The sequence below is a fragment of the Pseudomonas sp. BF-B-26 genome, from assembly GCF_019956495.1.
Taxonomy (GTDB): Bacteria; Pseudomonadota; Gammaproteobacteria; order Pseudomonadales; family Pseudomonadaceae; genus Aquipseudomonas.
Genome location: NZ_JAHBDP010000010.1, coordinates 1 through 13,075 on the forward strand (window position 1 = coordinate 1; position 13,075 = coordinate 13,075).

The 13,075-nt window shown below is 58.5% G+C and carries 9 protein-coding genes; 8 read left to right on the plus strand and 1 reads right to left on the minus strand.

All coding sequences use genetic code 11. The features are described 5' to 3' along the window. The 7 genes from KGB03_RS00610 to argR all read left to right on the plus strand — a co-directional run. Positions 1-455, plus strand: a 455-nt coding sequence (locus KGB03_RS00610) for an AMP-binding enzyme (protein WP_411739721.1), incomplete at its 5' end; no start/stop codon positions are given. Between the two features lie 696 nt (positions 456-1,151). Next, positions 1,152-1,925, plus strand: a complete 774-nt coding sequence (locus tag KGB03_RS00615; protein ID WP_218538765.1) for an ABC transporter substrate-binding protein — start codon at positions 1,152-1,154, stop codon at positions 1,923-1,925. A gap of 91 nt (positions 1,926-2,016) precedes the next feature. Continuing rightward, the gene (locus KGB03_RS00620; protein ID WP_111451529.1) at positions 2,017-2,706 is read left to right on the plus strand and encodes an ABC transporter permease; all 690 of its coding nucleotides are present in this window, start codon (positions 2,017-2,019) and stop codon (positions 2,704-2,706) included. Next, on the plus strand, positions 2,703-3,401 hold the full coding sequence (locus tag KGB03_RS00625) for an ABC transporter permease (RefSeq protein ID WP_218538764.1): 699 nt from the start codon (positions 2,703-2,705) through the stop codon (positions 3,399-3,401). Before KGB03_RS00620 ends, KGB03_RS00625 begins: the two co-directional genes overlap by 4 nt. Before the next feature lies 1 nt (position 3,402). Continuing rightward, positions 3,403-4,515 (plus strand): M14 family metallopeptidase, encoded by a 1,113-nt coding sequence (locus tag KGB03_RS00630; RefSeq protein WP_218538763.1) that lies wholly within the window; start codon positions 3,403-3,405, stop codon positions 4,513-4,515. 27 nt (positions 4,516-4,542) lie between these two features. Next, a complete protein-coding gene (locus KGB03_RS00635; protein ID WP_223525871.1) occupies positions 4,543-5,307 on the plus strand; it encodes an ABC transporter ATP-binding protein in 765 nt (254 codons plus the stop codon). Positions 5,308-5,554: 247 nt separating this feature from the next. Further along, positions 5,555-6,535, plus strand: a complete 981-nt coding sequence (gene argR / locus KGB03_RS00640; RefSeq protein ID WP_008154322.1) for a transcriptional regulator ArgR — start codon at positions 5,555-5,557, stop codon at positions 6,533-6,535. 30 nt (positions 6,536-6,565) lie between these two features. Here the strand turns inward: argR and KGB03_RS00645 are convergent, their stop codons facing one another. Next, complete coding sequence (locus KGB03_RS00645) at positions 6,566-11,431, minus strand: dermonecrotic toxin domain-containing protein (protein ID WP_223525872.1); 4,866 nt, start codon at positions 11,429-11,431, stop codon at positions 6,566-6,568. A gap of 287 nt (positions 11,432-11,718) precedes the next feature. Between KGB03_RS00645 and KGB03_RS00650 the strand changes: the two genes are divergently transcribed. Beyond that, positions 11,719-12,939 carry an aspartate aminotransferase family protein gene (locus KGB03_RS00650; RefSeq protein WP_111451534.1) on the plus strand — a complete coding sequence of 407 codons (1,221 nt, stop codon included), beginning with the start codon at positions 11,719-11,721 and terminating at the stop codon, positions 12,937-12,939. The last annotated feature ends 136 nt before the right edge of the window (positions 12,940-13,075 follow it).

Sequence of the window (13,075 nt, forward strand, 5' to 3'; positions counted from 1 at the left end):
GTGCGCGTCGTGACGAAGACGGTTACTACTGGATTACCGGTCGCGTGGATGACGTGCTCAACGTCTCCGGCCACCGCATGGGCACCGCCGAGATTGAAAGCGCGATGGTCGCCCACCCGAAAGTCGCTGAAGCGGCGGTGGTCGGTGTGCCGCACGACATCAAAGGGCAGGGCATTTATGTCTATGTCACCCTGATCGCTGGCGAAGAGCCGAGCGAGCAACTGCGCCTGGAGCTGAAGAACTGGGTGCGCAAGGAGATTGGTCCGATTGCTTCGCCGGATGTTATCCAGTGGGCGCCGGGGCTGCCGAAGACTCGCTCGGGCAAGATCATGCGCCGCATTCTGCGCAAGATTGCTACGGCCGAATACGATGGGTTGGGGGATATCTCCACCCTGGCCGATCCGGGTGTGGTGCAGCATTTGATTGATGAGCACAAGATCATGAACGTCGCCTAAACGGTTCTTGAGTCACCAAAGCCCCGCCCGGCATTGCGCCTGGCGGGGCTTTTTACTGCCTGGGGTTTTTGTATTGGCAGTCCGGGCCTCTTCGCGAGCAAGCCCGCTCCCACAGGATCTCCAGTGGACACAGCACTTGTGATCACCAAAGAACTACTGTGGGAGCGGGCTTGCTCGCGAAGGCGTCCTGTCAGACACCACATCAACAACAGCCAATAATTATCGGTATCGCCTGTAGGTGGTTTCCCACTGTTACCCGCCACCGTTCAAGTAACTGAATGTGTAACCGCTCAATCGAATCCGGGGCATAGGGAAACGCCAAAATGCCTTTTCGCACCTCATAAGCGCTCATAAAAAATAAGACACAACGCTGCGCTTGCCGGATTAGAAGGGTTTGCCAATAATAGGCCCGCAATTTGCAGCATAGATCGGTTCACTGTCTTTTGCTCTTGCATGAATTTGCAAGGCTGTCAACGCGCCCAGGCGGCTTTCTCGGTGCTTCTGTAATTAGTTGTCGCATTGAAGAAATATCGGCTTCGGGCCTGTCGTTAGAATGCCGATCACTCGCTCGTTGTTGCTCGCGTTGAAAAAAGCGCGCGATTCGTACGACGCAGCACCGCTTTGCGGTTCCACTCATTCGCATATTGGGCTATCGCTCACTCTGCCGTTTTAGCCCTTTACCGATGGAGTCCCAAGATGAAGAAACTCGTGCTGCTTGGCGCCCTGGCACTGTCCGTGCTGTCCCTGCCGACTTTCGCCGATGAAAAGCCTCTGAAAATTGGTATCGAAGCGGCTTACCCTCCGTTCGCTTCCAAAGCGCCGGACGGCGGCATCGTTGGTTTCGACTACGACATCGGCAATGCGCTGTGCGAAGAGATGAAGGTCAAGTGCGTTTGGGTCGAGCAAGAGTTCGACGGTCTGATCCCGGCACTCAAAGTGCGCAAGATCGACGCGATCCTGTCGTCCATGTCGATCACTGAAGACCGCAAGAAGTCCGTGGACTTCACCAATAAGTACTACAACACCCCGGCTCGCCTGGTCATGAAGGCCGGCACGCCAGTCAGCGACAGCCTGGCTGAGCTCAAGGGCAAGAACATCGGCGTGCAACGTGGTTCGATCCACGAGCGTTTCGCCCGTGAAGTGCTGGCCCCGCTGGGTGCCGAGATCAAGCCTTACGGTTCGCAAAACGAAATCTACCTCGACGTGGCTGCTGGCCGCCTCGACGGCACCGTGGCAGACGCTACGTTGCTGGATGACGGTTTCCTGAAAACCGACGCTGGCAAAGGTTTCGCCTTCGTTGGCCCGGCGTTCACCGACGTCAAATACTTCGGCGACGGCGTAGGTATCGCCGTTCGCAAGGGTGACGCGCTGAAAGACAAGATCAACACCGCGATCACCGCCATTCGTGAGAGCGGCAAGTACAAGCAAATCCAGGACAAATACTTCGCCTTCGATATCTACGGCAAGTAATACGCCCCGGCGACAAGTCCGAAATGGCGCAAGCAACAGGATCTCTGAGGTTTGCGCCATTTTTTCATCCCCCTTTTCGAGGACCTGAATCATGTTGAAAGGCTACGGGGCTGTCATCCTCGATGGCGCATGGCTGACGCTTCAGCTCGCCTTGTCGTCCATGGTCTTGGCCATTGTTCTGGGTCTGATCGGCGTTGCGCTGCGTCTGTCCCCGATTCGCTGGCTGGCCTGGCTGGGCGACCTGTATTCCACGGTGATCCGCGGGATTCCCGACCTGGTGCTGATCCTGCTGATTTTCTACGGCGGTCAGGACCTGCTCAACCGCGTCGCGCCGATGCTTGGTTTTGACGAGTACATCGACCTGAACCCGTTGGCCGCCGGTATCGGCACCCTGGGCTTCATCTTCGGTGCGTACCTGTCGGAAACCTTCCGTGGTGCCTTCATGGCGATCCCGAAGGGTCAGGCAGAAGCCGGCATGGCGTACGGCATGAGCAGTTTTCAGGTGTTCTTCCGGGTGTTGGTGCCACAGATGATTCGCCTGGCGATTCCGGGTTTCACCAACAACTGGCTGGTCCTGACCAAGGCCACCGCGCTGATTTCGGTGGTGGGGCTGCAAGACATGATGTTCAAGGCCAAGCAGGCGGCAGATGCCACCCGCGAGCCTTTCACCTTCTTCCTCGCAGTGGCGGCAATGTACCTGGTGATCACCAGCGTTTCGTTGCTCGCATTGCGTCACCTTGAGAAGCGCTACTCGGTAGGCGTAAGGGCGGCTGATCTATGATCTTCGACTACAACGTCATTTGGGAGGCCCTGCCGCTGTACTTCGGCGGCCTGGTGACCACCCTCAAATTGCTCGCGCTGTCGCTGTTTTTCGGCCTGCTGTGCGCATTGCCGCTGGGCTTGATGCGCGTCTCCAAGAACGCAGCCGTCAACATGACGGCCTGGCTCTACACCTACGTGATCCGCGGCACGCCGATGCTGGTGCAGCTGTTTTTGATCTACTACGGTCTGGCGCAGTTCGAAGCGGTTCGTGAAAGCTTCCTCTGGCCGTGGCTGTCCAGCGCGACGTTCTGTGCGTGCCTGGCCTTCGCGATCAACACCAGCGCCTACACCGCTGAAATCATCGCCGGCAGCCTGCGTGCTACGCCGAACGGCGAGATCGAAGCCGCCAAGGCCATGGGCATGTCGCGCTTCAAACTGTACAAGCGCATCCTGCTGCCATCGGCCCTGCGCCGGGCACTGCCGCAGTACAGCAACGAAGTGATCATGATGCTGCAGACCACCAGTCTGGCGTCCATCGTGACCCTGATCGACATTACCGGTGCCGCGCGTACGGTCAACGCGCAGTTCTACCTGCCGTTCGAAGCCTACATCACCGCCGGCGTGTTCTACCTGTGCCTGACGTTCATTCTGGTGCGGATGTTCAAACTGGCCGAGCGCCGCTGGCTGGGCTATCTGGCCCCGCGGAAGCACTGATATGGAACGCATCGATCATTCATTGCCGTGGAGCCATTTGGGCAGCGAACGCCAGATTTCGGTGTTCCGCTTCGGCTCTGGCGAGCGCAAGGCCTACATCCAGGCCAGCCTGCACGCCGATGAATTGCCGGGCATGCGTACGGCTTGGGAGCTGAAAAAGCGCCTGACCGAACTCGAAGCCCAAGGCTTGCTCAACGGTGTGATCGAACTGGTGCCGGTGGCCAATCCACTGGGCCTCGGCCAACTGCTTCAGGGCAATCATCAAGGGCGTTTCGAGGCGGGCAGCGGCAAGAACTTCAACCGGGATTTCGTCGAGCTGAGCGCGCCAGTGGCCGCCGAGCTGGACGGGCACCTGGGTGATGATCCGCACGCCAATATTCAGCTGATCCGTCAGACCATGAGCGATGTGCTCGCCGCATTGCCGCCCGCCGCCAGTCAGTTGCAAGGCATGCAACGCATTTTGCTCAGCCATGCCTGCACCGCTGACGTGGTGCTGGATCTGCATTGCGATGCCGAAGCGGCGCTGCACATGTACGCCTTGCCGCAACACTGGCCGCAATGGCGTTCGTTGGCCGCGCACCTGAACGTAAAGGTGGGACTGCTGGCGGAAGATTCTGGTGGCAGTTCGTTTGACGAAGCCTGTTCGCTGCCGTGGTTGCGTCTGTCGCGTCTGTTTCCGGATGCGCAGATTCCCTTGGCCTGCCTGGCGACTACCATTGAACTGGGTGGTCAGGCCGATACCGGGCGCGCTGAAGCCAGCGCTTACGCCGAAGGCATTTTGGCGTTCCTTGCCGAGCAAGGCTTGATCAGCGGCGAATGGCCAAAACCTGCGCAAGACGCTTGCGAAGGCATGCCGTTCGAAGGCACCGAATTACTGTTTGCGCCACACCCTGGCGTGATCAGTTTCTTGCGTAAACCCGGTGAATGGATTGAAGCCGGCGATGAGATTTTCGAAGTGATCGATCCGTTATCGGATCGGGTCAGCACGGTGTGTGCTGGTACGTCCGGGGTGCTGTTTGCCATTGAACGGCTGCGTTATGCCCAACCCGGTTTCTGGCTGGCCAAGGTGGCGGGGCGCGAAGCGCTGCGTCACGGGCGCTTGCTCAACGACTGACTGACTGTTTTTGTGAGAACCGACCGCATGTACAAACTTGAAGTCCAAGACCTGCATAAACGCTATGGCAGTCACGAAGTGCTCAAGGGCGTGTCCCTGAAAGCGGCGGCTGGCGATGTGATCAGCATCATCGGCTCCAGTGGCTCCGGCAAAAGTACTTTCCTGCGCTGCATCAACCTGCTCGAGCAGCCGCACGCGGGCAAGATTCTGCTCAACAACGAAGAGCTGAAACTGGTCGCCAACAAGGAAGGCGCGCTGAAAGCGGCCGACCCGAAACAGCTGCAACGCATGCGTTCGCGCCTGTCGATGGTGTTCCAGCATTTCAACCTGTGGTCGCACATGACCGCGCTGGAAAACATCATGGAAGCGCCGGTCCACGTGCTCGGCATGTCCAAGGCCGAAGCCCGCGAGAAGGCTGAGCATTACCTGAACAAGGTCGGTGTGGCCCATCGTAAAGACGCTTACCCGGGCCACATGTCCGGCGGCGAGCAGCAGCGTGTGGCGATTGCCCGTGCGTTGGCGATGGAACCTGAGGTCATGCTGTTCGACGAACCGACGTCGGCGCTCGACCCGGAGCTGGTGGGCGACGTGCTGAAAGTCATGCAGGCCCTGGCACTGGAAGGCCGGACCATGGTGGTGGTGACGCACGAAATGGGCTTCGCCCGTGAAGTGTCGAACCAGCTGGTGTTCCTGCACAAAGGTGTCGTCGAAGAAAGCGGCAACCCGCGTGAGGTGCTGGTCAATCCACAATCCGAACGTCTGCAACAATTCCTCTCGGGTAGCCTGAAGTAAACCGAACTCCCGTTGCGCACCGGGATAGTGCATGCTTCGCAATCTAGAGGCTGGCCCTGATCCCTTGTGGGAGCGGGCTTGCTCGCGAAACGGTGGTTCAGACAGCCACGATGTTGACTGATACGCCGCTTTCGCGAGCAAGCCCGCTCCCACATTTTTGATTTCTGCCGGTTTCGAGATTTGCGTTCATTTACGGGCTAGCCTTGGCCCATGCCTTCATTCTGTTCTTTGTTTCGGATTGCCCGCCATGACTGCCCATCGAATTGGTTTCCTGATTTGGCCCAGCACTAAAGCACTGACGCTTGCGCTGGCTGAGGAGGCCTTGCGTGTTGCCCAGCGTGTGCATCCGGACGTTGTCTACGAACTGTCGTTTTTGCAGGCCGAACCGCCGACCGAAGGTGCCTGGCAGTTGCCGGGTGAACCGTGGGCCGGCAAGCTCGAGAACTTTCAGAAACTGTTCCTGCTCGCCGATGAGCCGCCGACCACACTCGCGCCAGCGCTCAGCAGTGCGCTGAAACAACTGGTGCGTGCTGGCTGCGTGATCGGTGGTTTGTCGGCCGGTGTTTACCCATTGGCGCAACTGGGTTTGCTCGACGGTTATCGCGCTGCCGTGCATTGGCGCTGGCAGGACGATTTCACCGAACGCTTCCCGAAAGTCATCGCCACCAGTCATCTGTTTGACTGGGATCGCGATCGCCTGACCGCGTGCGGCGGCATGTCGGTACTCGACTTGCTGCTGGCCGTGCTGGCACGCGACCACGGCGCCGAATTGGCCGGTGCAGTCTCGGAAGAACTGGTGGTCGAACGCATCCGTGAGGGTGGCGAACGCCAGCGCATCCCACTGCAGAACCGTCTCGGCTCCAGCCATCCGAAGCTCACCCAAGCGGTGTTGCTGATGGAGGCCAACATCGAAGAGCCGTTGACCACTGACGAAATCGCCCAGCATGTGTGCGTGTCCCGTCGGCAGCTGGAGCGGATCTTCAAGCAATACCTCAACCGCGTGCCGAGCCAGTACTACCTGGAACTGCGCCTGAACAAGGCCCGGCAGATGTTGATGCAAACCAGCAAGTCGATCATCCAGATCGGTCTGTCGTGTGGCTTCTCCTCGGGGCCGCATTTCTCCAGCGCCTACCGCAACTTCTTCGGCGCCACGCCGCGGGAAGATCGCAACCAGCGGCGCAGCAGCAGCCCGTTCGAATTGTCGTCGGTGCCCTCGGAGCGTGGGTGACCGGGCAGCACGTCACCTGCCGAGGCTGGTTTACTCCTCTGTTTCGGAGCCTTCAGACGTCGAGACGTCCATCTCTCCTCGATTGATCACTTCTTCCACACCAAAGTCTATGCCCGTCCGTTCGAAGTAACCGATCAGCCGCAGCAGGCTCTCCTCGGAAAACCGATTACCTCGAAAACTGATGTTTTCAGCGACTTCCGTCGGCAGTTCCATTACGTCGCTGGGGACTTCGGTAATGGCGTTGCCACTGAGGTCGGCCCAGTCCAACTCTGTCATTTGCAGCAGGCCAGACGGGATTTCGGTGATGCCGGTGTCATTCAGCAGTACGGTAACGAGCTCCGTCATCTGGCTCAGGTCTGGCGTTTGCCCCAGAGGGTTGTGGGCCAGATCGAGATAATCGAGCTGTTCCATACCCGCCAGCGCACTTGCCGATTCCGCTGAAAGTCTGACGCGGCACTGCGGAAGTGACAGCGACCGCAGTCGACCCATCTTGAACACAGCATCGGGAATGTTGCCCAGATTACAGTCGCGCAGTCGCAGGCTTTTGAGGTGGGTAAACGACTCCAGAAAATGCCCGATGCGGGTCACTCCGTCGACGCTGCGCAACTCCAGCGATGTCACATGACTGAAGTCGGCGTTCAGGGTCGGCAGCTCGCCGTTGATGTCGGACTCGAAAAAGAGTTCATAGGTGGGCTCCAACGCCTCATTGAAATCATCCAGTTCGCTTTCATGCCGCCAGCACTGCTCCAGCGTCTGTTTGAACTGGTCGCGGTTCATGTGTTCGACAAGCTGTTGTTGAGCGGTGAACGGTTCACCCGTCAACGGGTGCTGGGCCGGAAGGTCGGAAGTCCATACCGCCAGGTCGTTGCTCAGTTTCGCCAACTCCGCTTCAAGGTGTGTCAGCTCGATCCGGCCGTCAGCCAGAGTGCCGGCCAATTCATAGACAAACTCGCTCGCCTGTTCGACCTCCAGGTTCGGGTACAGGGCCCTGACTCGGTTGATGTCCGCCTCTGGGGCATAGACGCCCAAATCATATGAGCTGCTGAAGTAGTGATGCTTGATCAGTTGTCGGGCGTTATCCGAAAGCGGATTGTGCGTCAGGTGTATTGCGCGTTTGGTGTACGCCGGGCTTTCGAACAATTGCGCAGGCAGTTCACTGATCCGGTTGTGTAGCAGCTTGGCGGTATCAAGTTTGGAGTGGCGAACTACGCTGTCGGGAATGCCGGTCAGGCCGGTACGGCTCAGGTCCAGGTAAACAAGCTCGGGCATGGATTCGACACTGGGCACCATAGTGAACGGGTTCTGGTACAGATCCAGCTTGACCAGTTTGTTCAATGAAGACAGTTTCGCCCAGTTAGCTGCATCGAACCTGATTGCGCAGTCGCTTAACACCAGTGCATCAAGGTTGGCCATCCGAGGAATGGCTTCGGGGAGAGTGGTCAGGGAAAAGCGTTTTAAATCGAGGCGGCGCAAGTTGGTGAAGCGTTGAAGAAACTCGGGGACACCCTGCACAGCACGACTGCCTTCAAGGGTTAGCGACGACACGTGGGAGAAATCGGCCGTCAGCGTGGGTAGATCACCAAGAATCGGCTCGGCGAATCTGAGCGCATAGCGCGGCGTGTCATTCGAGCCATCGAGGTCCCGTTCTGATTGTCGACGCCAGCTGCGCTGGATTTCCTGGGCCAGCAGCCTGCGATTGTGTTGAGCGGCCTGTCGTTCCAGTTCGCTCAGGGGGGCTCGGGTTTGCGGGTGGACAGTGGGCGAGTCATTTATCCAGGTGTTCAATTCCTGATGCAGTCGCGAGAGCTCGCGGGCCAGGCGTGAGAGCTCTACGCGAGCGCCATCGGGATGCGTTTGTAACTGATGAACGACAGACCGGAGTTCCTCCTCGGTAAGGCTGGGGTAAACCTCGCGAACACGCTCGTTGAGCGATGACGTCGGGGAGGGCATGCGCCGGTATCCATCTGAGCCGCCAGGCAAGCGCATGGTCGTCGGATCATAGAACGGTTTTCGATTGGGATTTTTTGCGAACAGCTTGCGAAGTGCCGGTTGGTTCAATGCGTGTTCGGCGATGCGTAGTTTGAGTGCCCGGGCATTTGTGATCGATGGGCTCAACGCATTGCGCTGCGCTTGCGGCAATGCCTGAAAAAGTCCCTGATAAAAATCACCGGGCACCGATTTGCTGTCTTGATAAACCTGATAGGTACCGTCTTCGGCGCGCACCAGCGTTTTCAGGTTCGTTGCATCGGCCAGGCCAATGCTGTCGCGCACAAGTCCGTTATAGGTGTAATCCCTCACTTCAATCCGCAGTTCGGCGGAAAAACCAGGTAGCGAATTCAGGCTTTGCAAGGCCAGTCGGTGGGTGTCGGTGTTGTCCAGAACGTCGGAATAAAGGCCTTCGCAAGCTCGGGTTGCGCGTACGGCCTCCATGGCTTTCAGAGCTGCCTCCTTCAGCCGCGGGGGCGTGCGACCGTTGTGCAGTAGGCGTAACTCGGTCCCGGTTGCATTGCTCACCAACTCTTGCGCGACATCGGTCGGCAAACCCCTCACATCGTCGAGCAATCGCTGAACGTGCCGATCATCGGTTTTTTCCTGTGCGCGGTAGCGGGTCTCGAACAGCGATTGGTGGTGCTTTCGGGCGAGTTCGGCCGTTTGTTTTCTGAAGGCTTGCGTTTGGTTTTGCGGTGCAGGCATTGGCGTGTCGCCGGGCCACGAGTCGTAGCTGCTCAGCAGTTGATGTTGCAGGGTTACATCGGCCTTGCGATAGCGCTCGGGTTGGTCGCTGCCGATCTGTTCGATAAAGGTTTCGATGTCCCGGTTGATCCTGAAGCGCTTGATCGTGTCTGTCAGCAGCGAAGGCGGACGGTAATGTTCGACATGCATTTCGCGCATGACGTCGTCGTGGTAACCGCTGACCCGCAGGATCTGTTCGCGCTCGGCGTTGGTGAACGACTCGACGCTATGGCCGAGGCGGCGCATGACCTTTTCCCGGTCCCAGTTCAGGGGTTGCTCCAGATCTGTATGCCAGGCGCCATGGTTGTTATGCAGCAGAGACGGTTGATAGGCATCGGTTCGGTTTGGATGCTCAATCTGAAACGTGCCTGGCGTCTGGTCGGGCTTCACGGCATACAGTTTTCCCTCCAGTGGCAGCAGCGTCTTGCCCTCGTTTTGATAAAGGCCGAGATGATCGGGTTTTACTCCTTCCGGCAAAATGAGTGCTTGTTCGTAAGGCTTGAGATCCGGCTTCCAGTAGCGGGTTTTTCCTTGGGGCGTTGTGACGGGTTTGAGTGGGTCGACAAGTGCAATAGCTTCACGAGAGAGCAGAGGGCTGAGAGTCCGGGCAGCGATGGCGCCGCCCACTGCAAATGTCCCCACCTGAACCACCGTTTCGACGAACGTCACCAGATGTCCGAGCGCTTCTTTTTTCAGCCCTTCAGCCAGGTCCACGATGCCTTCGAAGGTTTCGTCGAGTAACTGGTAGGCCATGTAGGCGAGCATCAATTCGCCGAGAAACGGGACGAAAGGCAAGGCAACGAACGTCGCGATTTCAAGGATTGTCGAGGCCACTTTGCTGAAGGCGTCCCACAATGCCCATCGCGCGTTGCTGTCGACAGAGGCGGTGGCGACGGCGAGTGTGCTTGCATCGTTGAGGATCTTGTTCAGCTGTCGCTGATAGAGATGGTTCCACAGGTCTGCTCTGAACGGGATCGCCGAAAACCGCAAATCAGGCTTGTCGATGGGCGTTTCACGCCAGCTCGGCAGTGGGTCGCCGTATCGGTGTTGTTGCCAGGTCACACTCTGGAGGCGACGGTCGAGGTCGGCGAAAAAATGTCCTCTTTCCTTGTGGTCGACGAAACGACTGAAGAACGTTTGATAGGCGGGCGAGCGCAATTTGCGGGTCAGCTCTGCCATGAACGCCAACGTGTCCGGGTATTCCTTGAGAGGATGCTCTGGATCATCGGGAATGTAGGCAATGATCCGTGTTGCCGTGCGTGCGCGCTCCAGGCTCGCCGCGAAAATGACAATGCCGGTCAGCGAGGAGGACATCATTGTCAGGTCGTGACCATACAGCGGTTGCCCACCCAGTCGAGCACCCGAACGCCCCTCCAGAATGCGCTGGATCGAGAGATGGGCATCCGCTGGAATGTCCTTTCGGATTTGCGCCATCTGCAGTGCAGATTTGAGTGCTGTTTTGTGCGAACCGATCACCTTCGATTTCAACACCGTGCCAGCTACCGGGTTGGACAGGCCCAGATTGTCTTTGAGGTAAGCGGTGTACCGGGCGCCGATGTCCAGTTCCCGGCATAACCGGGTAAAGGCCGGGATAGAGAGCTTTTGCTTGACTGCCGGCAGCGTATCGAACTGCCCTGTGGGTGAAGGTTGGGTGATGAACGTCGAGGCTGGCTCGTAAGCCCCTGCCGCTGTTTCCGATTCCTGGAAGTTATGCAGAGCGGCATCGAGCATCGACACGGTCCAGGTGCGCGCCGCGCCAGTCTTGATTCCGAAAATCGGCACGGTTTGAGGGATGTACAGGCGCAGGAAGGTGGTTTTGACGTCCAGATCCAGGTCAAACCGGGTTTTCAGGGCGTCGCTCAGCAGCGGTTCGGCGAAGGCTTGTGCGCTTTGCAGGTTCGACAGCATTGAGTCCAGACGATTTCGATGGGTCCAGTGTTCCTGACTGAGCTTTTTCAGCGACTGGTGCTGCAGCGGTGTTGCGGTGCCATGCCAGTCCTGCGTCATAGGCGTGGCGTTCTTGAGGGCGCTGTGTGTACTGGACGATGCCTCTAATACCCAGGCTGGCAGATTGTTGAACAGGTGATGGTAGTGATCGTCCGGTTGCGTAGCGGATTCGCTGCCTCCTGTAGTGGAAGGACGATCATTCTCGTATCGGCTCATGCGCTATTCCCTTAGCGTTTTGAATGAGCCGCCAGCAAAACAGACGATGATCGGTTCCGTGCGGTACATATTTACCGCACCGCTCGACAGCCCTGCCTATAACCTGTGCCGGCAGTTTAAACTGCGCCTTTGCGACGCTATATGTCGCATTGCCGTAAACCCGGCTGAAACCGGGGTTTGCGCTATAAGAAGTTGTCGCTTGGCGGCAAGGCCGGGCTGAAAACTGTCCTTACAATCCCCCCATCGCTCGCCAGTTTCAGGCGAGTGTTCCTCATCAGGAGACTCCGATGTCCGTTGAGCACGCTGCGGTACAACGCGCCGATTTCGACCAGGTAATGGTTCCCAACTACGCGCCTGCCGCTTTCATCCCTGTGCGTGGCGCCGGTTCCCACGTCTGGGACCAGTCTGGCCGCGAGCTGATCGACTTCGCCGGCGGGATTGCCGTTAATGTATTGGGCCATGCGCACCCGGCGCTGGTCGGTGCCTTGACCGAGCAGGCGAACAAGCTGTGGCACGTGTCCAACGTGTTCACCAATGAGCCGGCCTTGCGCCTGGCCCATAAGCTGATCAACGCCACGTTTGCCGAGCGCGCGTTTTTCTGCAACTCCGGCGCCGAAGCCAACGAGGCCGCCTTCAAGCTGGCCCGTCGCGTCGGTTTCGATCGTTTCGGCAGCGAGAAGTACGAAATCATCGCCGCGCTCAACAGCTTCCACGGTCGTACCCTGTTCACCGTGAACGTCGGTGGTCAGTCGAAGTATTCCGATGGCTTCGGTCCGAAAATCACCGGTATCACCCACGTACCGTACAACGATCTGGCCGCGCTGAAAGCGGCTATTTCCGACAAGACGTGCGCTGTGGTTCTGGAACCAATCCAGGGCGAGAGCGGTGTCATTCCGGCCGAACTCAAGTACCTGCAAGGTGCCCGTGATCTGTGCGACGCGCACCAAGCGCTGCTGGTGTTCGATGAAGTGCAGACCGGTATGGGTCGCACGGGCAAGCTGTTCGCCTACCAGCAATACGGCGTGATTCCGGACATCCTGACCACTGCCAAGAGCCTGGGCGGCGGTTTCCCGATCGCCGCAATGCTGACCACCGAAGACCTGGCCAAACACCTGGTCGTCGGCACTCACGGCACCACCTACGGCGGTAACCCGCTGGCGTGCGCTGTCGCGGAAGCCGTGATCGACGTGGTTAACACCCCTGAAGTGTTGGCCGGCGTCAACGCCAAGCACGACAAGTTCAAGGCCCGCCTTGAACAGATCGGCGAGAAGTACGGCCTGTTCACCCAGGTCCGGGGTATGGGCCTGTTGATCGGTTGCGTGCTGAACGACGCCTGGAAAGGCAAGGCCAAGGACATCTTCAACGCCGCTGAAAAAGAAGGCCTGATGATTCTGCAAGCCGGCCCGGACGTGGTTCGTTTCGCGCCAAGCCTGGTGGTTGAAGACGCTGATATCGATGAGGGTCTGGACCGTTTCGAGCGCGCTGCGGCGAAACTGACGCAAGCCTGATAGACCCTTCGACGCCTGACATTTTCAGGCGTCGAACCAAATTTTTGTACCGGGCTGGATCAAATGTGGGAGCGGGCTTGCTCGCGAAAGCGGTGGGTCAGACAGCAACGATGTTGACTGATGCACCGCTTTCGCG

What these genes read in the sequence shown, in the direction of transcription:
- KGB03_RS00615 (WP_218538765.1), top strand. Translation starts at nt 1,152, where the DNA reads ATGAAGAAACTCGTGCTGCTTGGCGCCCTGGCACTGTCCGTGCTGTCC.
- KGB03_RS00620 (WP_111451529.1), top strand. Translation starts at nt 2,017, where the DNA reads ATGTTGAAAGGCTACGGGGCTGTCATCCTCGATGGCGCATGGCTGACG.
- KGB03_RS00625 (WP_218538764.1), top strand. Translation starts at nt 2,703, where the DNA reads ATGATCTTCGACTACAACGTCATTTGGGAGGCCCTGCCGCTGTACTTC.
- KGB03_RS00630 (WP_218538763.1), top strand. Translation starts at nt 3,403, where the DNA reads ATGGAACGCATCGATCATTCATTGCCGTGGAGCCATTTGGGCAGCGAA.
- KGB03_RS00635 (WP_223525871.1), top strand. Translation starts at nt 4,543, where the DNA reads ATGTACAAACTTGAAGTCCAAGACCTGCATAAACGCTATGGCAGTCAC.
- argR (WP_008154322.1), top strand. Translation starts at nt 5,555, where the DNA reads ATGACTGCCCATCGAATTGGTTTCCTGATTTGGCCCAGCACTAAAGCA.
- KGB03_RS00645 (WP_223525872.1), bottom strand. Translation starts at nt 11,431, where the DNA reads ATGAGCCGATACGAGAATGATCGTCCTTCCACTACAGGAGGCAGCGAA.
- KGB03_RS00650 (WP_111451534.1), top strand. Translation starts at nt 11,719, where the DNA reads ATGTCCGTTGAGCACGCTGCGGTACAACGCGCCGATTTCGACCAGGTA.